Origin of the sequence: Bdellovibrio sp. HCB290 (genome assembly GCF_047305925.1) — a bacterium.
Taxonomy (GTDB): Bacteria; Bdellovibrionota; Bdellovibrionia; order Bdellovibrionales; family Bdellovibrionaceae; genus Bdellovibrio.
On sequence record NZ_CP178620.1, the window covers coordinates 1,563,893 to 1,585,939 of the forward strand.

A 22,047-nucleotide genomic window follows, 5' to 3' on the forward strand; every position below is an offset into this window, starting at 1 on the left:
AAACCATTTTCTGAGGGAAAAAAAGCTCTCTCGGCCAAAAAAACAAAACAGAAAAAAACTATTGATGTTGATTTGGACTATTCGTCTCAGACTATGGGGTTTGATAACGTCGCAAAAGAGCAGTTACGTCAGCTGTTATTTACAGTCAAAGCTGTTCGCCGCGGAGATTTCGCAGTCCGAATGCCGATCAATCAGGAAGGTATCATCGCCGAAATCGGCGAGGTTCTGAATGATATCATTGAACTGAATGAAAACATGGCCGACGAATTCGTGCGTGTGCGCTCTACCGTCGGTCAAGAAGGTAAAATGAACGAACGTATGACGATGGGCTCTGTGAAAGGTGCCTGGTCGACGAGCGTTGATTCTGTGAATCTATTAATTGGTGACCTGGTTCAACCAACTCAAGAGGTCGCCCGTGTCATCACCTCGGTGGCAAAAGGGGACTTGTCTTCTAAAATGTCCTTGGAGATTGATGGACGCCCGGTAAAGGGAGAGTTCTTCCGTATCGGTACAACAGTAAACTCGATGGTGGATCAGTTGAATTCATTCGCCTCGGAAGTAACGCGTGTTGCGAAAGAGGTGGGTACTGAAGGAAAGCTGGGTGGCCAAGCGGACGTTCGTGGAGCTTCAGGTATCTGGAAAGATCTGACTGACAACGTAAACAGTCTTGCCGGAAACTTAACGGATCAGGTTCGTAATATTGCAAAAGTAACAACAGCGGTTGCCAAGGGTGACTTGTCACAAAAGATCACGGTTGATGCACGTGGGGAAATCTTCGAACTAAAAAATACCATCAACGTCATGGTGGACCAGCTTTCATCATTTGCGGCCGAGGTAACTCGTGTTGCGAAAGAGGTGGGAACTGAAGGTCGTCTGGGCGGACAGGCCGATGTAAAAGGGGTTTCTGGAACCTGGAAAGACTTAACAGATAACGTAAATGGTCTGGCGAATAACTTGACCGCGCAGGTACGTAATATCGCGAAAGTGACCACAGCGGTTGCGAATGGCGACTTGTCACAAAAAATCACAGTTGATGCGCGCGGGGAAATCTTTGAACTTAAAAACACGATGAACGTCATGGTGGATCAGCTTCGCTCCTTTGCGGCCGAGGTAACCCGTGTTGCGAAAGACGTGGGTACTGAAGGTAAACTGGGCGGTCAGGCCGATGTAAAAGGTGTGTCGGGTACTTGGAAAGATCTAACCGACAACGTGAATGGTCTGGCGAATAACTTAACCGCACAGGTACGTAATATCGCAAAAGTAACCACTGCGGTTGCGAATGGCGACTTATCACAAAAAATTACAGTTGATGCCAAAGGCGAGATCCTGGAACTAAAAGACACCATCAATACGATGGTGGATACACTGCGCTCCTTTGCTGCCGAGGTAACTCGTGTTGCGAAAGACGTGGGTACCGAAGGTAAGCTGGGTGGTCAGGCCGACGTAAAAGGGGTTTCTGGAACTTGGAAAGATCTAACCGACAACGTAAATGGTCTGGCAAATAATCTGACTGCACAGGTACGTAATATCGCGAAGGTAACCACCGCGGTTGCCAACGGCGACTTGTCACAAAAAATTACGGTTGATGCCAAGGGCGAGATCCTGGAACTTAAGAATACAATCAACGTCATGGTGGATCAGCTAAACTCCTTCGCGGCCGAGGTAACTCGTGTGGCAAAAGAGGTGGGTACTGAAGGTAAGCTGGGTGGTCAGGCCGATGTAAAAGGTGTGTCTGGTACCTGGAAAGACTTAACAGATAACGTGAACAGCCTTGCCGGAAATCTAACGGCGCAGGTACGTAATATCGCGAAAGTTACCACGGCAGTTGCCAAAGGTGACTTGTCACAAAAGATCACGGTTGATGCCAAGGGCGAGATCTTTGAGCTTAAGAATACAATCAACGTCATGGTGGATCAGCTGAACTCCTTCGCCGCTGAGGTAACTCGTGTTGCCAAAGAGGTGGGTACCGAAGGTAAGCTGGGCGGTCAGGCCGAAGTATCAGGAATCTCTGGTACCTGGAAAGATTTAACAGATAACGTAAATGGTCTTGCCGGAAATCTAACGGCGCAGGTACGTAATATCGCGAAAGTAACAACCGCGGTTGCCAAAGGTGACTTGTCACAAAAGATCACGGTTGATGCCCGCGGGGAAATCTTTGAATTAAAAAATACGATCAACGTCATGGTGGATCAGCTGAACTCATTCGCTGCCGAGGTAACTCGTGTGGCAAAAGAAGTGGGTACCGAAGGTAAGCTGGGTGGACAGGCCGACGTAAAAGGTGTGTCTGGTACGTGGAAAGACTTAACTGACAACGTAAACAGTTTGGCCGGAAACTTAACGGATCAGGTACGTAACATCGCGAAAGTGACCACGGCCGTTGCCAAAGGTGACTTGTCACAAAAAATTACGGTCGACGCCAAGGGCGAGATCTTTGAACTTAAAAATACAATCAACGTCATGGTTGATCAGCTGAACTCGTTCGCTGCCGAGGTAACTCGTGTTGCAAAAGAGGTGGGTACGGAAGGAAAGCTGGGCGGACAAGCCGAAGTAAAAGGTGTCTCTGGTACGTGGAAAGATTTAACTGATAACGTAAATGGTTTGGCGGGAAATCTGACTGCTCAGGTACGTAACATCGCGAAAGTAACAACTGCGGTTGCGAACGGGGACTTGTCACAAAAGATCACAGTTGATGCCCGCGGGGAAATCCTGGAAGTTAAGAACACTATCAACTCGATGGTGGATCAGCTGAACTCCTTCGCCGCCGAGGTAACTCGTGTTGCGAAAGAGGTGGGTACCGAAGGGAAACTGGGAGGACAAGCGGAAGTTCGCGGTGTTTCTGGAACTTGGAAAGACTTAACCGATAACGTAAATTTCATGGCCTCGAATCTAACCAAACAGGTACGTGGTATCGTGAAAGTCGTAACTGCCGTTGCCAACGGGGACTTGAATCAAAAATTCGTCCTTGAAGCCAAAGGGGAGGTTGCCGCACTTGCTGAAACCATCAACTCGATGACCGATACCCTTAGAACCTTCGCCGATCAGGTAACAACTGTTGCCCGCGAGGTGGGTATCGAAGGAAAACTGGGAGCACAAGCGCGCGTTCCGGGCGTTGCCGGAACATGGAAAGACTTAACAGATAACGTAAACTTCATGGCCTCGAATCTGACGACTCAGGTACGTGGTATCGTCAAAGTCGTAACCGCGGTTGCCAATGGTGATTTGGAACAAAAATTCGTCCTTGAAGCCAAAGGGGAGGTTGCGGCCCTCGCTGAAACCATCAACTCGATGACCGACACCTTAAGAACATTCGCCGATCAGGTGACAACCGTTGCCCGCGAAGTAGGTATCGAAGGAAAACTTGGTGGTCAGGCAAGCGTTCCGGGGGCGTCTGGTACCTGGAAAGACTTAACAGATAACGTGAATCAGCTGGCCGGAAACTTAACTGCGCAGGTGCGTGCCATCGCCGAAGTATCAACTGCGGTAACGAAGGGTGACTTAACCCGTTCGATCTCGGTTGAAGCCGAAGGCGAGGTTGCGGCACTGTCTGAAAATATCAATCAGATGATCAGTAATCTGAAGGACACCACCCAGAAAAATAATGAGCAGGACTGGTTGAAAACCAATCTGGCAAAATTCTCTGGGATGATGCAAGGTCAGCGCAGTATCGCTTCGGTCGCGCAGTTGATTATGTCGGAGTTGACGCCGCTGGTGGATGCACGTCAGGGCACGTTCTTCATGCTTGAAAGTGAAGGTGCAGAAGCCTCTTTGAATCTGATTGCGAGCTATGCGTTCTCGGAACGTCGTTCTGTTTCGAATAAATATAAACTTAAAGAAGGACTGGTAGGGCAATGTGCGTTCGAGAAAAAACGCATCCTTCTGACCAACCCGCAGGGTGATTACGCTGTGATCAGTTCCAGCATAGTCGAAGAAAAACCACGAAACATTATCGTACTTCCGGTGTTGTTCGAGGGTGAGCTGAAAGCGGTGATTGAGCTTGCGTCCCTGACCCCCTTCACTCAGAACTATATCAACTTCCTGGATCAGCTGATGGATTCCGTCGGGGTTATCCTGAATATGATCTCGTCAAGTATGAGAACGGAAGAACTTCTGCAAGAATTGAAACGTTCTAACGTCGAGCTGGAGGCGCAGGCAAAAGAGCTTGAAGACAAAGCGAAACTTCTGGAAGTTAAAAATCAGGAAGTGGAGCTTGCCAGCCGCTCGTTGGAGGAAAAAGCGGAACAGTTGTCGCTTATTTCCAAGTATAAATCTGAATTCCTTGCGAACATGTCTCACGAGTTAAGAACTCCGCTGAACAGTTTGTTAATTCTGTCTAAAACTTTAGCCGACAACCGCGAGAAAAACCTAAGTGGTGAGCAGGTGAAGTTTGCCAGCACCGTTCATTCTGCTGGTCAGGATCTGTTGGCCCTGATTAATGAGATTCTGGACCTTTCCAAAGTGGAGGCTGGTAAAATGCCGGTCACACCGAAAGTTGTCGAAATTAAGGAAGTCCAAGAGTACCTGGAGCAAACATTCCGCCCGGTGGCAGAGCACAAGGGACTGGAATTCCTGATTACCGCTTCACCGGATCTGCCTAAAGCCATGGTGACCGATGAAAATCGTCTGCATCAGATTTTGAAAAATCTGTTGTCGAATGCCTTTAAGTTTACTGACAAGGGCCATGTGAATCTGGATGTCAGCTATGATACAGCCGGAAATTACCCGGGCGGAGCGATTGTTTACCGAGTGCAGGATACCGGCATTGGTATCCCGACGGATAAGCAAAAGCTGATCTTCGAGGCCTTCCAGCAAGCGGATGGTACAACCAGCAGAAAATACGGCGGTACGGGCTTGGGCCTGACCATCAGTCGCGAAATTGCGCGTCTACTGGGTGGTGTGATTAGTGTGGAAAGTAATCCGGGTCAAGGCAGCAGCTTTAATCTGATATTGCCTGTGAAGTATACAGCTCCAGAAGGAACGACCATCAACGTTCGCGATGAAAATTCAGAGGTGACGCCTCTGCCAAGTGATGCGGACTTTACCGGACGCAAAATCCTGATAGTCGATGATGACGTTCGTAATGTCTTTGCCTTGAGCAGTGTATTAAAAATGCGCGGCATGAATGTGGTCTTTGCTGAAAATGGCAGACAGGGAATTAAAACATTAAACGAGAATCCTGATATCGATTTGGTACTGATGGATACGATGATGCCGGAAATGGACGGTCTTGAAGCCATCCGCGAAATTCGTAAAATCGAGCAATTCCAGAAATTGCCGATTGTGTCCCTGACAGCCAAAGCAATGAAAGGCGATCGGGAAAAGTGCCTTGCGGCTGGAGCTTCAGATTATGTGACCAAGCCGGTTGATGAAGTTTATTTGTTGTCAGTTATGTATTCGTGGTTGCCGAAAGCAACATTGAATCCGTCCCTTTAGGAGTCTTGAATGATGAGCAAAGTGGATATTCTTATTGTTGATGACCGACTGGATGGTCTGCTGGCCTTGCAGGCAGTGCTAGATGGGCCGGGTGTGAATCTGGTGCAGGCGCATTCGGGTGTGGAAGCGCTTGCACTTGTAGAGAGTTATGATTTCGCGGTGATCCTGTTGGATGTGCAGATGCCGGGAATGGATGGGTTTGAAACGGCCCAAAGAATCCGGTTGAGTGAAAGACACAAACTGACGCCTATTATTTTTGTAACTGCCATCAACAAGGACGATCAGTATATTTATCGCGGTTATGAAGTAGGGGCGGTAGACTATATTTTTAAACCATTTGAGCCTCACATTGTAAAAGCTAAAGTCCATGTTTTTATCGAGCTGTTTTTGAAAACTAAACAGCTTGAGGAACAGGCAGAGATGATCCGCACTTCTGAAGCGCGCGAAAGATTTTTAAGACTTGCGGAATTGGAAGTAGAAAGTCTGCGTCGCTATCGCAGCCTTGCCGATGCAATACCGCACATCATCTGGCGGGCGAAGGGGGATGGAACCTTCGATTACTTTAACCGTGGCTGGACTGATTACACCGGTCTAACTATAGAGCAAAGTCTGGGAAATGGCTGGCAGTCAGCCGTAGAAGAAACGGATCTGCGTGAATTCTTAAAAGTCTGGTTGAATTCGATGGATGATGGCAGTCCCTTTGAAACTGAAATTCGCCTGCGCAATAAGAATGGAGAATTGCGCTGGTTCTGGGTGCGGGCCGTATCGGATACCAACTATCACGGGGTGCGCTCCTGGATCGGAACCTGTACTGACATTCATGACCGAAAAACAGTCGAGCTGAAGTTGATCGATGCTGAAAAGAAGGCCAGTGCCGCCAGCGTTTCCAAAACAAACTTCCTGGCCAATATGAGTCACGAAATTCGTACTCCCATGAATGCAATTCTTGGCTTTACGGAGTTGATGGCGGATGAGGAACAGAGTGCAGAGGAACGGGCGAAGTGGATTCGCACGGTTCAAAGAAACGGCGATCAGCTTCTTAAAATTATCGACGAGATTCTGGATATTTCCAAGGTGGAAGCCGGACGTTTGCAAATGGAGCGTGTTGAAGTTGACCTGGAAAGCGTACTGGAGGACATCCACTCACTTTTGCGTTTGCAGGCTTTGGACAAGAGATTGGATTTCCGTATTAATTTGGACAATAGCATACCAAAAATGATCATGTCGGATCCTACACGATTGCGGCAGATTCTGTTAAATCTGATTGGCAATTCCATTAAATTTACCAGTGAAGGCCATGTGCATGTTGACGTCGAATGGGTGCCGCGCACTGGATTCGAGCTGCATAATAGAATGCGTTTCTATATTTCAGATTCCGGAGTGGGTATTCATCCGGAACATGCCAGCCATCTTTTTCAGCCCTTCGTTCAGGAAGATAGTGCCACGACCAGAAATTTCGGTGGCACGGGCTTGGGGCTGGCCTTGTCAAGACAGCTCGCGCGGGCCATGGGCGGTGACGTCATCCTGGCCGGCAGCGTACCCGGGCAGGGTAGCACATTCATGGTTGAAGTGAATGCGGATCCGATCGAGGGAACCTTCTTTATTGATATTTTGAACTTTGCAGCTACTCACGATGACAAAGCTTTCAGTTTTAAAGGAAACCGAAAGCTGGAAGGAATGAGAGTTCTTCTGGTTGAGGATGTGGAAGACAACCAGGCTCTGGTGGCTCACTTCCTGGGAGCTGTGGGAGTTACAGTTGAATTTGCTGAAAACGGACAAGAGGGCGTAGAGGCCGCATTGGCTCGCGAGTACGATGCCGTGTTGATGGATATTCAAATGCCAGTGATGGATGGTTACGAAGCCACGCGAAGATTGCGGGCTCAGGGTTATGAGCGACCTATTATCGCGCTTACAGCCCATGCACTTAAGGAGGAGACAGTGAAAAGCATCAATGCAGGATGCACGTATCATATGGCCAAACCAATTAACTTTAATCAGCTGATAGATTTACTGACAAGTATCCATCGGGACAAAGGAGTGGGGGAGGATCATTGTGCCATTTGATGATTCCGGAGACATCTCGCTCGAGATTAAGACCTTCATCAAAAAGTACATTCATTCAGTCACTCTTTTAGATGTTCTGTTTTTATTAAAAAGCAGTGAGGAGCGCAGTTGGACGCCTGAAGAAGTCAGTCTGGAGATGCGCAGTAATCCGGGGTATGCACGTTCACAACTTTTGGAACTGGTCACAATGAACATGCTGGCAGAAAAGGACGGACGTTTTCGTTATGAAACCCAGGAACTGGGTGATCTCGCTGACAAGTTGGAAATTTTGTACAACACCCGACGTTCGACGATAACAAACTTTATTTACTCCCAACCCATCGAAAGCATTCGCGGCTTTGCTAATGCCTTTAAAATCAAGAAGGACTGATCGTGGCTTTTTACGTCTATTTACTGTGTTCAATTACCAGTTTCGGCTGCGCTCTTTTTTTGGGGCGGGCTTATTTTCGTAGCCGATCACGATTGTTGTTTTGGAGCAGTATCTGCTTCGTGGGCGTGGCTTTGAACAACATTCTTTTATCCGTGGATTTTGTCTTGGGACCTGACTATGACCTTACAATGATCCGCGCCTGTGCGATTCTGGGAGGAATGGTTGCCATGGTCTATGGGTTGATTTGGGATACGGTGTAGGATGAGTCAGGATATTGTTAAGCAATTTATTTATGGCGCAGTGATGATGGCCTCGGTCGTTTCAGGATTGTTTTTCCTGAAGTTCTGGAGGAAAACGGCAGATCGCTTTTTTGCGATGTTTGCCATTTCTTTTTTTATTCTGGCGGCAGAGAGATGGTTTCTAGTCTTTATGCCCAGTCAGGCCGAAGAGAACACCTGGATCTTTTCAATGCGTCTGTTGGCTTTTTTGCTGATCATAATCGCGGTCGTGGATAAAAACCGCAGTTAAGTAATGAAAAAGCGGCTGAGGGGGCCGCTTTTTTATTAACAACTATTTTAAACCGAAGGATTTTGCAGTGTCAGTAATCCAAGTCGCATAGTGCAGGATGTTCATATAGACGATGTCTGTGTTACATCCAAGTCCGCTGCGACTTGTAACTCCCCAAAGTTGGAACTCATTGCCAACCTGGATATACGCAGGGCCGCCTGAATCACCCGAGCAAGCTGCCTGACCAGTGGATTGATCCAAAACAACTTCGCCTTCGTTCGGCGTGTACTTAACTTTTACTGTCACAGCTTTCAAAATAGCGGGACCGCTTAGTTCTTCACGAACGCAGCTTGTAGCCTTACGAGCGTCGTCGTGATCACAGAATACTTCGCCGTTGTCGATCATCTCTTGAAGGTTTTTTTGTTTTCTTGGATTGATCGTGATCACTTCGGCATAATCAACACCGTAGCCCGCAAGGATCGTCACGGCGTCTCTTTTTAGAACTGCTGGCTCAGTCAGAATCTTAGCGGGAGTATAGTCCTTAGGTGTTTCACCCTCGTACATCATCAAGCCGATGTCGTTACCAGAAATCGCCATGTTTTCTTGTCCGGAGTTGAAGTGCTCATGAGCTTTCATTTTGATGACGCGGCGAACAACAGGAGAGGTGTTGAAGTTTTTTCCAAGATTCAGGATCGACTCCATGTCGGGATGAAAAACTATATAGACGCCCGAAGTTTTTTCTCCCACACAGTGAGCGGCTGTCAGAACCAGATTTCCTGGAAGCAAAGAGCCCGTGCAAGTAAAACCCCCGTTGTCATCGTAAATACCAACCACGCTGTGAGCCAGTGCTGAGTCTGCTTTTACCAACTGACCGCCGATAATTTGGTCGTTGGAGTTCGTAGATAGCAAGTTGGAATCAACGGCGCTGCAACCCAATGTGATGAATGCAACGAAAACTAAAAAGGTATTAAGTAGTTTCAACTTATTATTCCCCGCAAAAAAAAAGTGTGGGGTCCTTTTATAGAACCACCACACATTTGCAAGAAAATTAAACGCCTGTAATAAATTTTTTTGGGCGCTCAAATATCAATTAGGATTCAGTATCCAAAATCGGGAAGGCTTTGACCAAATCGTCGATGGCTTTCATCTGCTGCAAGAAGGCTTCCGCTTTCGCCAGTGGGAGAGCAGATGGTCCATCGCATTTTGCATTCGCTGGATCTGGATGTGCTTCGATGAAAAGACCTGCTAAGCCCACTGCCAATCCGGCGCGGGAAAGTTCTGCGACCTGACCACGGCGACCGGCAGAGGCCGCGCCCATTGGGTCACGGAATTGCAAAGCGTGAGTGGCGTCCAAAATCACCGGAGCACCTTTGGAAACTTTCTTCATAATATTGAAGCCTAATGTATCTACAACCAGGTTGTCGTACCCAAAACATGAACCACGTTCACACAATATGATCTTGTCGTTGCCGCACTCTTCGATTTTTTCAACGATGTTCCCCATTTGGCTGGGGCTAAGGAATTGGGGTTTTTTAACATTGATCACAGCACCAGTGCGAGCCATGGCTTCGACCAGGTCTGTTTGGCGCGCCAGGAATGCAGGAAGCTGGATCACATCGGCCACTTCTGAAACTGGTTTGGCTTGAGAGACTTCATGAACGTCAGTGATGACTTTCACGCCGAAAGTTTTCTTAAGTTCTGCAAAAATCTTAAGGCCCTCGTCCATTCCCGGTCCACGATAGGAGTGGATGGAGGAGCGATTTGCTTTATCAAATGAGGATTTGAAAACATAAGGAATGTTAAGTTTGTCAGTGATTTTTACGAAGTGCTCACACACTTGCATGGCCAAGTCCCGGCTTTCCAGGACGTTCATGCCTGCGAAAAGGACGAAGGGTTTGTTGTTAGCGACTTCGATATTGCCAAGTTTGACGATTTTGTTTTGCATGGGGCAACTCTATCAAATTAGCCCCATCGGGCAATCAGAAAAGCTCTGCGCAATCACCCGGTGCTTCCACAAAATGGCGGTTATAGATCCAGCCCCGAATGCGGGAGCATTTCGGACCGGAGACGGTGTCTTTAAGTTTAAAACGTTCGGCGACGGAGTCCTTTCGGGTGTTGTGCAGCCAGCCCGGTGGATTTTGTGAAACTAAAACGTCCATCAACGGTTTATCCAGGGTGTTGATGGGGACTTCCGGGTCGTGGGCTTTTACGGGCACAGCCGGGAAGCGCAACGCTTGTAAAAAGTCAGAAAACACCGCGGGCCCAGTCTGCATCAAAGGGGCGAGACTTTCAGGATATCCTTTAAAATGCAGTGGCGCCTGTCCTTTGGAGCAAACCAAAGAGTAGAACTCAATATTCAGCAGATAAAGATCACAGTGACTGAAGAGATCTTCGGAAGAGCGAATCAGACTGTCCAGAGCCACCGGCGAGATTTCACCATCTAGCCACTGAGCAAATATCCCGTCGTCGTGAAGGGCGTCAGAGACGGCTTGCAGAGCTTCGCGGCTCCAAAGCTTTGCGGCAGCAAAATACACGGGCGAGGGAACATTGTTATAGATCAGGTCATATTTCTTTTTAGTCGTTCTTAAAAAGGTCAGACCATCGGCCTCGGTGAAGGTCACCTTCGGATTATTTAGCAAGCGATTGGCGACAAACTTCAAGCTTCCTGCCACTTGCAGCATGGTGGGATCCAAATCCACGATGTCGGTGTGGGCGAAGAGTAATTCAGAACCCAGGGCGGTGGCGCCAGTGCCCATGCCAATCACCAGGGATTCATTAAAGTTATTCACGTAAGCCAGCGGGGTCAGTCCCATCAAGGTGTCGATCAAGGGAATCGGTTCTTGATGTGGCAAGAAAACCGAGGTGTGGCCGTTCATGAACATCAAAGAGTATTTCCCAGCGAACTCAACGAAGTTCACCTGGCTGCTGTTGTGTTTGAAAGTTTGAACTTTGCTGATTTCGCTTGAGTAGTGATGCCACGGCTTGAGACCCCGCATGTTGAAGCTGCCCAGATCCCAGGAGTATGTTTTCAGCAGCCCGTAAGAAATACCGCCCATGGTTACAATCAAGGCGCTGGTGATCATGCGCCACTTTAATTCGCGAGTGGCAAAGATAAGACATAAAAGTCCCAAGAGAGCCCATAATTGGAAAATTCCGACTTTCTCAAATAGAATCGATATAAACAGTAAAATTCCCAAAGCATTACCCAGAGAATTTACACTTAAGTAAATTCCCAATGAAACTTTTTCGTTTTCTTTTTTCACCAACGGCAGAAGGCTGCCAAAGAAAAATCCAAATGGAAAAATAAGGCCAAGTGTGAACACGGAGCGAATCAGGAAAATAATAAACGGAGTGTTTTCAGAATTCACCGCAGGGTTTAGGACGACACCATCGAATGTGCTTAGTTGTAGTGCATCCAAAGCCCAAGCCCAAAACACCGGCCAGGTTTGAGTCCATACCAGTAGCGAGAATACTAACAATGCAGATTTGGATTTAAAGCTTTTCCACTGCAGCCACTGATAGCCCCAGCGAGTTTGAAACCACAAGCTGGATGCGGCCCAACTTAACAGCAGAGCCGCCAGATAAAGTGTGTAGTGAAAGGCCAGTGGCGCCAGAGTGGTTTGCACCTGTCTGTAAAGAATGGATTGAATAATACCGCTGATTACCGAGAAGGAAAAAAGTGTCAGAAGAAGTTTTTTGTCATCGGTGCTAAGAGTCCAAATTGTGATTGGCGGTTTTGCTGGTTGCAATGCTTTGTGGTTGCGCTCCTGAAGCCACCAGAAAGCACTCCAAATTGCTTCAAGAATTGTAAGTCCGATCAGAATCTGCGTTATACCTATGGAGGAGATTAAATCAAGTTCGACCCAAATCAGGGCCCCTACGACCAGCAGATGAAAATAAAAATACACTTGGTTAAACACTTGAGTTGACGCTTGTTCAAGTTTTGACTGGCTTAAGAAGAATAACGGCAAGAGTAAGGATGAAAAAAACGAGATCAGGAAGAACAGTGTAAAGCCCAACATGAGACTTAATTTGGGTGCGCCCAGCAATGCGGCATCATTGGAATAAAAAGCCAACAAGCCTAAATTCAAACCCACCAGGGCCAGATGGCTTCGGCTCAGTGTGAACTTCCATCGATCTGCATAGTAGCTGCCTAAAGAGGTTCCAAGATAAGCCACTGCGATCAGGAATAATTGGATGAAAAACAAACTGCCAAATATTTGCGAAAGAATGCGCGAGATCAACACCTGATACAACAAGACGGGAATACCGAACCACAGAAGATACAGTTTTTCGGAATTGTTCTTGAAATTATCGGGACTGAACATTTTTTCGCTCCAAAAGTGCCGGCAATGCAAAAAGATATAAGACGATAATCAGATGCAGATAGTAGCGATAGTGAAAGATCTCTTCAATCCCGATATGAAAACCCACCAGTGCGACTAACCAGATCCATCGCAAAAACCTGGGGCCGGTCAGGATGACGAAGGCCCCGCATTCCAGGATCAAAATCGCCCATTGAAAGAACACGGCCAGGTTGTGGTTATGAAGAATGGCTCTGCCCAAGTAGGATTCCATGTATCCCATGGAGTGCACAAAAACCTGTAGAGTTGTGCCATTCGGCCATGAAAGACCTGAATAAAAAATCTTTTCCCATCCAGCCAGGCAGTAAAATGATAGCACGACGACTGCGGCAGTCTTGTAGAAGTAGTACTGCAACAGTCCCCATTCGCGCAGGGCCAGCAAAATCAACAATAACGAGAACACAGATTGGCGATGATCACCAAAGGGTTCGTTTTGTAAATACCAGGAAGTGCTTAAAATAAAGAATAGCGCGGAAACGATTGAAAGTATTTTTGGAGCAAGCTTTAACAACCACAATGTCGTGCTGATCAGAAAGATCCCGGTGCAAATTTGAAAAGCCATTTTGTTTTCAATAAGCGCTGTCGGTAAATAGCCAACCAGCGAAACAGGATGAATGTCGCCAGCACTGCGCCACGGGATGAACAATTGATCCAAGCCCAGAAAGATCGAGCACAACAGAACTAATCTACGGAAGCCATCAAAATAACGGTTAGCCACAGGCCAAATCATATGACGGTTCCTCGGCAGACGAGGGGCGCTGAGTTGCTGTTTTCTGAAAGATGTTCAGCAGACCACCAAAAAAGGGAGGTTTTTATCACGCCAAAGTGTTGATCACTGCGTTTGCCCCAAATCGTTCTGATAAGACAAAACTCTGCGGGGATCTGTTTTTTTTTGTTCAGGTTGGAAAAGTGATTTTGCAACTGCTCTATGGATAGTATTTTTCCCCAAGTGTAGATCGTGGCGGGGTGGCGGCCTACATCATAAGTAGGATCGCCGTCATAGTTGTTTTGTAGCTGCAAACTGATCAGGGGGATTTGCTCTCCTGTTGGTAAAGACGCGTGGTAAGTTTCATAGGTTGTTGGAGCGTCTGCGAAAAGTGGATAGCGTTGCACTGGAAAAAGTGGCCGGGTGAAAAAGCTGATCACGAAGACCAGTGCAAGAGTCACAATAAGAATGAGTTCAGACTTTCTTTTATTGTAAAATTCCATTGGTTTTAAGGCTAGACGATTGGTAGCATCTTTACAAGCATCTAAGGTGGAGGCCGCAGGAATGTTCAGTCAGGGTATCATAGCTATGTTTTTGACGGGATTTTCTGGATTACTCTATCAGGTGTTGTGGATTCGGATGTTTTCTACTTTATTGGGTGGGACGACACTTTCTATCTCCTGCGTGATTGCGCATTTTATGCTGGGGTTGGGGCTTGGCACCGCTTGGGCGCCGCGTTTGTTGAATCAGCGCTTTCGTAAAGAAGTTCCTCTTTATTCCTACTGTGAATTTGCCATTGTTCTGGTCGTTGCTGGCAGCTTTTCTGTTTTGGCCTTTAATACGGAATTCCTGACTCAATGGCTTCAGGGGTTTTCCGGCCCGGTTTTGATTTCACATTTTCTGATAACCGGCGTTTTTATTTTCCCAGCCACATTCTTAATGGGTCTTTCGTTTCCGGTGATCAGTTACAAATTCTCTGAAGCCAGCCAGCATCAATGGCTTTATGCTGTGAATTGCCTGGGGGGCGCGGCCGGTGCCTTCCTGTCTTATACACTTTTGATTTACAATTTCGGATTACAGAATACCCTTCGTGTCGGTTTGCTTTTGAACTTGCTCGCCGGAGTTATTTTTCTGCGTCACAGATTTCAAACGGGTCTCGGTGTTGAATCTGCTGAGGCGAGCAGCGCGCGGTCTGAATCCGAAGGGCTACCGGTTAAGATTATTAAAATCTGGGCGATCTGTCTAAGTGGTTTAAGTGGTTTTTTTGTTTTAAGCCTGGAACAGTTGTGGTTTCGTCTATCTTCTCTGATGTTGGGTGGACGAGTCTACGTACACAGCCTGGTGTTGGCCGTTCTGCTATTGTCTTTGGCGGTGGGGGCGGGTATCAGTCCTCGTTGGAAATTCTTGCGGGTTCCAGAACAGATTTCCCGGTTGATCTATCTTTTGCTGGGGGCAGTCACTTCAGTCGGTGTGGGATTTCTATTTTTCAATCACACCATGTCCCTGTCGGTGGATTTGGTAAGTCCGTATCATAAGACTTTGCACTCCGTGTTTGCGCTTTCGTTGTTATTCCTGGCGGTTGTGCCGGGTGTGATATTGGGTTTGTGTTTTCCTTTGTCTTTAAGACTGATTCAAGCGGGCGAGACCTCGGCGCTTTCCCGTACACGCAGTTTGTCTCGCGCGATTTATGTGAACACGTTCGCTTCGGTTCTAGGCAGTTTGCTTGCAACCTATGTTTTGTTTCGCGTACTGGGGACTGTGAATAGTTTAAAAGTGTTAAGTGCTGTTTTGGTGGTGCTTGCCTTGGCTGGAGCCTTGATCTTTACTCGCGAAAAGCGCCGGGTCGTGACGGTGGCTTTTGGTTTGTTGTTATTGGGTTTCGTGGTTTTCAAACCACTTAGCCTGAATTCAGCCGAAGATGTTTTATTTGAAGCCGAGGATGAATTCGGGTATCTGTCCATGGTGCGGTTAAAACCAGCTCCCACCCAACCCGAGGTCACACGTTGGGCGATGTTCAATAATTTTAGCTCGTTGGTTGCGCCCTATGGATACGCAAAAACCCAAGTGGTTCAAAAAAATCTGGCTCTCTATCCCGCGCTGTTTTCAAAGGAACTGCATAATGTCCTGGTTGTCGGGATGGGGTACGGACTTACCACGGAAGGCTTTGTTAAATTGCCTGTCACGCAGAACATCACCAGTGTTGAACTGCTGCCCTTGGTTTTAAAAGCTCAGGATAAAATGTCTTTTAAGAATAACGACTACCTACAAGATCCCCGTGTGCACAACATCGCGACTGATGGACGAAGCTACGTCGCACTGTCTGGAAAGAAATGGGACATCTTGACCGTGAATGTAGATCCTTACGGCGTGGGCACGACGCATTTGATGTCGGCAGAGTTTTATAAAATCGTGACTGAAAACCTGGCTCCTGGGGGAGTCTATGCGCAGCTGTTATTTGGTTCGCAGTATTCCATTCAAGTACTGATCAATACCGCAAAACAAAGTTTTCCTTATTACAAGATTTTACCAGGCTATGATTATGACGGGATTATCTTTCTGGGTAAAATGGAACCGTTTTCTTCTTGGGAAGACGCTTCGTGGGGTCGCGTGGATAAATTAATGCCCAGCCAGTCCTGGGATCAGGACGGATTGCACACGCCGCAGGATTTTGATGTGGCAGAAAAAGTCGTCAATAGCTGGATTGAATACATCCGCCGTGAGGCGGGTGTGAATGAGGGCATTGTCACTGATGACAATCTTGCAGTTGAAAAAAGTCGGACTTCGTTCGGGGATTTGTTCCTGAATTATCCGAAAGACTATTGACCGGGTTATTGCCAGCAGTCTGATGATTTTAAGTCTGCGGTGATATCCTGAATATGGTCGCCTAAAAACTGTGGTTCCATGGCCATGACGATATTTTTGATGGAGTTTGACTCCAAAATACTTTCATCCAAGGTATTCAGTCTTTGGTTTTCGGCTGCGGGAATGTTTCTGTAAACTTTATGGCAAGTTTCCTTGAACACGGGTTTTTCAGTCATGACTTCGGTGTAAAACTTGCGATCCTCATCCTGAAGGATTTCTGCAATTGCGATTTTTCGTAGATCCTTTGGAGTATTGTAGGCCATGACGATCGGATATGGGATTGCGATGATGTCCACGTATTTGAAATGTTTGTGAATCGGGGCCAGAAATTCGGCGCGTTGCTCGGTATTTAAGACCGACGCGACATCAAAGTAAGTCTGGTAAACGCCTTCTCTATTCAGACAATTCTTCGCCATCTCCATGAACTCATCGGTAAAAAGCTTTCCGGCGTTGAAGTTACCCGGATACGTCGAAGTGTTCACGATAAGGTCGTAACTGCCAGATTTACATTTACGCAGAAAGTTCATTCCATCTTCCAGGTACAGCTGAACATTCGGTCTGTTGCTCAGATGATTGTTCTCGCGGTCAAACAATTTTAAAGTATCGCGCACAGCGGGTGAAATTTCGATCAGATCCGTATTTTGGCTGATGGCTGCTACTCCCCAGGACGTCTGGCCGGAGCCCACGCCGATAACCATCGAGCGGGGAATGGTGCTGGTAAAGTAAGCCGCCGGAAGCAGGCCCACCAGATTTTCAGTGTATAAATTCAAATCATGGGAGGCATGTCCATCAACGTAATACATTCTGACAGGTTCAGGAATTGTGGCGCGGGACTGAGTATAATGAATCGCTATCGACGAAAACGCCGCTGAATGAACTTCGGTTCTGCCAACAGTCGCAGCGTTTCTGATTTCGGCGGGGACGCGATTGATTAAGAGTGAACTGGACTGGCTATTCTGAAAAGCAAAGAACGCAAGCATTATAAGAAGTCCCAAAGCAGGGGTGATTTTTAAAATACGTCCTTCAAAAAGACTGAATATAAGAGCAAATGCCCCGGCTGCGACTACCGCTGTTGCAAAGTAAATATTAAACCACAATAGGGAAGCCATTGCCACGGCAAGGCCCATTCCAAAAATGTTGCCCAGGCTGGCAATGATGTTTAAGTAGCTGGCAGCTTCATCAATGGGTAGTTTCGCTGAGATTTCTTCGGCGCCACGAATAAACATCAAGCTTGAGAAATAAACGGGTGCAGTTAAAAACAGTGCTAGCAGGAACGACAAGGCGAAGTAGTTCGTCAGGGTGCCAGTCATGGCGTCACGAATGAAGACCGGCACGGATGCAAATAGAAGTTGAATTAACAGTGCGGTTCCCGCCCAAAAAGTGAAAACCAGGGATCGCGGTATAGTTTTAGCCCTGCGTTCAGTTGCGCCGGCTACACTCATCCAAAAAAAGACGGCCATGGTGATAAGGGTTGCTTGAAGTCTGAAAGCTTCTGTTAGGAAGGTCTGTGTCTTTACTGCCCAAAATACTTGGAAATAACTAAGTGTGGAGATAGCCAAAACCGCAAGAATACTGAAGCTGAATTGCTTGTTAAAGAATCCTTTCCAATGGAAGGAAGGGTTTGCTTGCAAATGAAAGTGATTGGATTTGGAAATAATAAACAAGGCTAAACCTAAAGCCAATTGTGCCAAACCTAGGCTTGCGAGTGCCGTGTGAATAGAAAGTCCCTGGGTAAAATAGACTTCGAAACCCAAAAGACCCAGCAGTGCCCCTAAGTGATAGAGGGCATAGATCCACCGGAAGCGGAACTGTCTAAGATAGTAACTATAAAGTGGCAGCTGCGTTCCCAGGCAAAAAGCGGGCAGAAGAAGGCTTGCAATTAATACGTAAGGAGCTGGCGAAGTGGAAAGTAAAATCAGATTATAAATGCCGGTCAGAACCTCCAGCAGGGGAAGATACTTGCGCAGACGTGATGAAAACAGGTTTCCCACAGCGGCGCCAGCAATAAAAATCAAGGTGACCCAGATAAAAGTGGTATAAAGATCCCCCAAAGTCACGGACACGACTTTTTGATAAAGAACCTGAGCTGAAAGATTTAAAAGCCCTGAAAATAGGACCAAAAGTAAAATCATTCTACGTCCGTGGAAGAAAAGAAGGCGCCTTGTAGGGCGCCTTCAGATGAATTCAATTATTTACAGTAGCTTCCTGATTTGGAGCTTACGACATAATATTTTCCGTTGTCGCATTTATACGATGTGGACGTAGATGTGCCGCTGGCATTCTTCGAAATCTGGTAAGTTGAAGTGGTAGTCACACCGTATGTGTCACACTGAGAGTTACACTGAGATTGTTTCCCCGGTTTGCAGACTGGTTTCGCACCACTTTCGTAAACTGTTTTATAGTTTCCGTTGTCACAACGATATGTTGAGGACACCTTGCGAGTACCGCTGGCATTTTTGGAAATTTGGTACTCTGCATATGTTGATCCCATGAAAGTCGGACAATTTCCGCAATCATTAGGATTTGGCGGCGGAGTTGGAGGCGGAGTTCCTCCTGGAGGAGGCGTTTCAGCCGGAGGTGGTGAAAGCTCACAGCTCGCGGAAGCTAAAGTTGCAACCCCATTCACGCATTGCACTACCAATGTGCCACCCAAAACGTTCTGTTTCGCGGTGTTGGACATCACAGGTTTTGGCTCGGTGCAATTAAATGACTTTGTTTGTCCGTGATTCAAAGGCGGCACTGACAAGCGGGACTTGCCCCCGGTTGTGGAAGTGTCATCAAAGACCGTGCTCATCATGATGAAAGCATCACGGCAGGCGGCTCCGTCATTACCCAGATTGATCGGGGTGCCGACGTTGCCCTGGTTTTCAGTCTTTGGCGCCTCGTTTTTAGGAGAATCCTTTTTGAAGCGATACTCCCAGCGATTGCCATTGTCTCCCGGTCTTGAGAAACCGGTCTCTGAAATGATTGCGATCGAAAACAGAAGCAAAACGCCTGATGCTAATTTGATTTGAGTTTGCTTTTTCATGGAGTCCTCCCATCAAAAAATGCTATCTCAATTAAGGAACAATTTTAAGAAAAATATCCCAGACGCGGCCTTTCTTTTGAACACCTTTTTTATCCTTGTAGGTGAACTCACCCGGTCCAACCAGGCGCGCGTTAGGTCCTAGATCCTGAGTCGCATCAGTGTATTTCACTGAAATAGACTCAACACCCAGCTGTTTTAATGTTTTAACTTCGCTGGCAGTGCTTTTACCGTCATGATTGCGGTCCTTCCACAGGCGAAGTTTATCAAAAACCGGATCTTTGGAGTCAATGACGCCGTCTTTGTTGCTATCATAGATCTCAAGGTTCTTGAATCCATCCTGGAAGTTGTTGATATCACCAAACAACTCATGACCACCGTCAACCTTACCGTTTTTATTCTGATCCAAGGTCAGGAAGTACATCTCGGTATCAAATGATGGCCACGAGATCTTCATGCCATTCTGGTCGGGCAAAAGCGGGAACTTGGAGGTCTTTTCAACCTTTGGCAGTTCGTCGTCAAATTTCAAAACCAGCGGGGAGAAGAAGCCACCGCAAAAACGATTTTCGCTGGGGAAAGCCGCCAGCATAGTAAGTGATTTGCCGTTTTCAGAGGCATACCAATTGCTAGCCGCCGTGATTGGACCATCAAACGCCATAAACTGACGTGGAGTCGTGCTATCCGGAACATTCTGCACGAAAGTGATGCCGCTTAAAAAGTCGGATTTTACATCCAAAGCTTCCAATTTAGAAAAGTCAGTGCCTGTCGCCAGGACGTCCACTGGAATGGTTTTAGCCCCTTCCAAGTTGATGCGAATCAGATTACCTTTCAGGCGCGCGCGCAGGCGAGTGCTGGTGTTGTTGTCCAAAACTGTGGAATTGGTCAGATCCACATCCGTGCTGGCATAGGTTTTCATCGTGGCAGTTGCCGGGAAAGTGATATCGAGTTTTCTTTTCCCACCAGCTGCTGTCAGGTAATAAAGGGTCGCGGTGATCTGTGATTGCTCAGATATTGGATTTGGTACGGAACGTAGATTCGTTCCGAAGCAGCTGACATACATATCCAATGTCGTGACGTCAGAGTTGGAGCCATTCACGACAAGTTGTGAATCCAAGACCACGTCATTCATGTTCGGCCCCGTAAAAGGCAAAACGCTTGTGGTGGAGGTTTTCTTGTTTTGCGCCCAGACTCCGTTGGGAACCAATAGGCTTGCAGCAATAAGTATTTTAAAGTTCACGTTCGACCTCCATGCTAATGATGGGGAGGGTAATTGCTTTTCGATAGAATTTGACAGACTTTACGTTGGTCAAAAGGACATTGACGTCTTTGTACTGACCATTCTTAAGTTCTTGGAACCACAATTCTGTCTTCTTGGTTGTGGTGTTGTTGCGAAGTTCAAATCGCACCAGGGTTACAGGTTCAATTTTCACAAACGGAGCGGCGCCACCGACTGACGGAAGTGTGCGCATAAAATTGTCGATGCCCGTGTAGTTCGCTGATGTCACGGGATGTCTGTTAAGGACGCTAACCTTTGATTCCGTAAGGGATAGCAGTGAAAGGTCAGATCCAGCAACTTTACCCAAGTACGAGGCGAACCGTGGTGCGGTTAAGACATTCACAGTTCCACCTGTTAGCGGGCGCAGATAAGTTGGGCAGCTCAATAAGAAGAGTTCGCCTGAAGCCCAGCGTTTTTGAAAAATCTGGGTCATGGAGCCGTTTGGAGCGGAGCCACCAGTCGCGCCTTTTAAGTTCGGAATAGAATTCAAACCGACATACTGAATAGTGCCGTTAGCCAGCTGATTCGGAGACTCGGCAACTTGGCGGTAGGCGAACATGGGGTCGAAGATAACAGAATCAAATTCCGCTTCTTCGGATTGCAACAGGTAAAAATAGCGATTCTGTTGTCCAGCGGTAATCGTAAATGTTCTGGCTTCAAATCCTGCAGTCACGTTCTGCAGGGTGGAGAATGGAACGTCAGGGTAGTAGTCATAGAAATTGCGGTTATTGTCATCCGGTAAAACAACTTTATTGAAGCTTGCCGCCGATTTTTTAAGAATATTGACTGCCGCGATATTCAATACAGAAAGTTCCGTTTCACTATCGGAAGACTGGTTGATTTTTTTCAGTTGTTTCGTGAAATCAAACAGGAATGTAGCATTACCCAAGGCCACGAAGCCAATAAGTCCCACCACCACCAACAGCTCGGTGACGGTCATGCCTCGACGGTTGCGCAGAGGATTTTTATTTTTTACTTCACTGTGATGAAGTAGGTGTATTGTTTCCACCGTTCCTCCTGCTTGCCTATGATTCTTTTATCCGCGGGCAGTGCGACCCTTAAGTCGACTTGATACAGGTTTCTGACAAATAAACTCGGTACAATCACATAGCCAAAAAATGCCTGGCATGGGTTCCTGCCGCATTCTGATTTTGGTATCATCGTCCCGTTTGAAAGACCGTAAGGCAGGGCATCGCGTTTCAGCAACTCCTCTTCCTTTTTGATATTGGTTTCAAACGACACCTGATAAAGAGACAAGTTAAAGCGAATGCTTTCCACGATGGCCTGAACGTTGTCATTCGATGATCGGGTTAGGCGTAACTGGGCTGATAGATTGGAAATATAAGTAATATACGAATAGGTTGCATAGCTGACCAATGTGCCGACTACGATCGCTGCCAATAATTCAATCATCGAGTAACCGCGGTTGTTGTTGAGTTTCAT

The 22,047-nt window shown here is 47.0% G+C and carries 16 protein-coding genes; 6 read left to right on the top strand and 10 right to left on the bottom strand.

The window, feature by feature from the left end; all coding sequences use genetic code 11:
* Positions 1-93 precede the first annotated feature (93 nt).
* From ACLVWU_RS07715 to ACLVWU_RS07735, 5 genes are read left to right on the top strand one after another with little or no spacing between them, the layout of a single operon-like run.
* A complete protein-coding gene (locus ACLVWU_RS07715) occupies positions 94-5,430 on the top strand; it encodes a HAMP domain-containing protein (protein ID WP_413578774.1) in 5,337 nt (1,778 codons plus the stop codon).
* A 9-nt stretch (positions 5,431-5,439) separates the two neighbouring features.
* Positions 5,440-7,494 carry a response regulator gene (locus tag ACLVWU_RS07720; protein WP_413578411.1) on the top strand — a complete coding sequence of 685 codons (2,055 nt, stop codon included), beginning with the start codon at positions 5,440-5,442 and terminating at the stop codon, positions 7,492-7,494.
* Positions 7,484-7,864 (top strand): hypothetical protein, encoded by a 381-nt coding sequence (locus ACLVWU_RS07725; protein ID WP_413578412.1) that lies wholly within the window; start codon positions 7,484-7,486, stop codon positions 7,862-7,864. Before ACLVWU_RS07720 ends, ACLVWU_RS07725 begins: the two co-directional genes overlap by 11 nt.
* Before the next feature lie 2 nt (positions 7,865-7,866).
* Positions 7,867-8,124 (top strand): DUF5985 family protein, encoded by a 258-nt coding sequence (locus ACLVWU_RS07730; protein ID WP_413578413.1) that lies wholly within the window; start codon positions 7,867-7,869, stop codon positions 8,122-8,124.
* A gap of 1 nt (position 8,125) precedes the next feature.
* Positions 8,126-8,392, top strand: coding sequence for a DUF5985 family protein (locus ACLVWU_RS07735; protein ID WP_413578414.1), 267 nt, complete (start codon positions 8,126-8,128; stop codon positions 8,390-8,392).
* A 42-nt stretch (positions 8,393-8,434) separates the two neighbouring features.
* Here the strand turns inward: ACLVWU_RS07735 and ACLVWU_RS07740 are convergent, their stop codons facing one another.
* The 5 genes from ACLVWU_RS07740 to ACLVWU_RS07760 form a co-directional block, all read right to left on the bottom strand.
* Positions 8,435-9,352, bottom strand: coding sequence for a S1 family peptidase (locus ACLVWU_RS07740; RefSeq protein ID WP_413578415.1), 918 nt, complete (start codon positions 9,350-9,352; stop codon positions 8,435-8,437).
* A gap of 109 nt (positions 9,353-9,461) precedes the next feature.
* Positions 9,462-10,316, bottom strand: coding sequence for a 3-deoxy-8-phosphooctulonate synthase (gene kdsA / locus ACLVWU_RS07745; protein WP_413578416.1), 855 nt, complete (start codon positions 10,314-10,316; stop codon positions 9,462-9,464).
* 34 nt (positions 10,317-10,350) lie between these two features.
* The gene (locus tag ACLVWU_RS07750) at positions 10,351-12,699 is read right to left on the bottom strand and encodes a hypothetical protein (protein ID WP_413578417.1); all 2,349 of its coding nucleotides are present in this window, start codon (positions 12,697-12,699) and stop codon (positions 10,351-10,353) included.
* A complete protein-coding gene (locus ACLVWU_RS07755) occupies positions 12,683-13,465 on the bottom strand; it encodes a hypothetical protein (protein ID WP_413578418.1) in 783 nt (260 codons plus the stop codon). The genes ACLVWU_RS07750 and ACLVWU_RS07755 overlap by 17 nt, the downstream gene beginning before the upstream one ends.
* Positions 13,462-13,944, bottom strand: a complete 483-nt coding sequence (locus ACLVWU_RS07760) for a hypothetical protein (RefSeq protein WP_413578419.1) — start codon at positions 13,942-13,944, stop codon at positions 13,462-13,464. Before ACLVWU_RS07760 ends, ACLVWU_RS07755 begins: the two co-directional genes overlap by 4 nt.
* A 61-nt stretch (positions 13,945-14,005) precedes the next feature.
* Between ACLVWU_RS07760 and ACLVWU_RS07765 the strand changes: the two genes are divergently transcribed.
* Complete coding sequence (locus tag ACLVWU_RS07765; RefSeq protein WP_413578420.1) at positions 14,006-16,264, top strand: fused MFS/spermidine synthase; 2,259 nt, start codon at positions 14,006-14,008, stop codon at positions 16,262-16,264.
* 5 nt (positions 16,265-16,269) lie between these two features.
* On the opposite strand, the gene ACLVWU_RS07770 is transcribed toward ACLVWU_RS07765, so the two are convergent.
* Genes ACLVWU_RS07770 through ACLVWU_RS07790 form a run of 5 tightly spaced genes read right to left on the bottom strand, consistent with a single transcriptional unit; the run spans position 16,270 to position 22,047 of the window.
* Positions 16,270-18,435, bottom strand: coding sequence for a hypothetical protein (locus tag ACLVWU_RS07770; protein WP_413578421.1), 2,166 nt, complete (start codon positions 18,433-18,435; stop codon positions 16,270-16,272).
* A 56-nt stretch (positions 18,436-18,491) separates the two neighbouring features.
* Positions 18,492-19,331, bottom strand: coding sequence for a hypothetical protein (locus ACLVWU_RS07775; protein ID WP_413578422.1), 840 nt, complete (start codon positions 19,329-19,331; stop codon positions 18,492-18,494).
* 31 nt (positions 19,332-19,362) lie between these two features.
* Positions 19,363-20,565 carry a hypothetical protein gene (locus ACLVWU_RS07780; protein WP_413578423.1) on the bottom strand — a complete coding sequence of 401 codons (1,203 nt, stop codon included), beginning with the start codon at positions 20,563-20,565 and terminating at the stop codon, positions 19,363-19,365.
* The gene (locus tag ACLVWU_RS07785) at positions 20,555-21,613 is read right to left on the bottom strand and encodes a type II secretion system protein (RefSeq protein WP_413578424.1); all 1,059 of its coding nucleotides are present in this window, start codon (positions 21,611-21,613) and stop codon (positions 20,555-20,557) included. Before ACLVWU_RS07785 ends, ACLVWU_RS07780 begins: the two co-directional genes overlap by 11 nt.
* A complete protein-coding gene (locus ACLVWU_RS07790; protein ID WP_413578425.1) occupies positions 21,577-22,047 on the bottom strand; it encodes a prepilin-type N-terminal cleavage/methylation domain-containing protein in 471 nt (156 codons plus the stop codon). The genes ACLVWU_RS07785 and ACLVWU_RS07790 overlap by 37 nt, the downstream gene beginning before the upstream one ends.

What these genes read in the sequence shown, in the direction of transcription:
- ACLVWU_RS07715 (WP_413578774.1), top strand. Translation starts at nt 94, where the DNA reads ATGGGGTTTGATAACGTCGCAAAAGAGCAGTTACGTCAGCTGTTATTT.
- ACLVWU_RS07720 (WP_413578411.1), top strand. Translation starts at nt 5,440, where the DNA reads ATGATGAGCAAAGTGGATATTCTTATTGTTGATGACCGACTGGATGGT.
- ACLVWU_RS07735 (WP_413578414.1), top strand. Translation starts at nt 8,126, where the DNA reads ATGAGTCAGGATATTGTTAAGCAATTTATTTATGGCGCAGTGATGATG.
- kdsA (WP_413578416.1), bottom strand. Translation starts at nt 10,316, where the DNA reads ATGCAAAACAAAATCGTCAAACTTGGCAATATCGAAGTCGCTAACAAC.
- ACLVWU_RS07750 (WP_413578417.1), bottom strand. Translation starts at nt 12,699, where the DNA reads ATGTTCAGTCCCGATAATTTCAAGAACAATTCCGAAAAACTGTATCTT.
- ACLVWU_RS07755 (WP_413578418.1), bottom strand. Translation starts at nt 13,465, where the DNA reads ATGATTTGGCCTGTGGCTAACCGTTATTTTGATGGCTTCCGTAGATTA.
- ACLVWU_RS07760 (WP_413578419.1), bottom strand. Translation starts at nt 13,944, where the DNA reads ATGGAATTTTACAATAAAAGAAAGTCTGAACTCATTCTTATTGTGACT.
- ACLVWU_RS07765 (WP_413578420.1), top strand. Translation starts at nt 14,006, where the DNA reads ATGTTCAGTCAGGGTATCATAGCTATGTTTTTGACGGGATTTTCTGGA.
- ACLVWU_RS07770 (WP_413578421.1), bottom strand. Translation starts at nt 18,435, where the DNA reads ATGATTTTACTTTTGGTCCTATTTTCAGGGCTTTTAAATCTTTCAGCT.
- ACLVWU_RS07775 (WP_413578422.1), bottom strand. Translation starts at nt 19,331, where the DNA reads ATGAAAAAGCAAACTCAAATCAAATTAGCATCAGGCGTTTTGCTTCTG.
- ACLVWU_RS07790 (WP_413578425.1), bottom strand. Translation starts at nt 22,047, where the DNA reads ATGAAACTCAACAACAACCGCGGTTACTCGATGATTGAATTATTGGCA.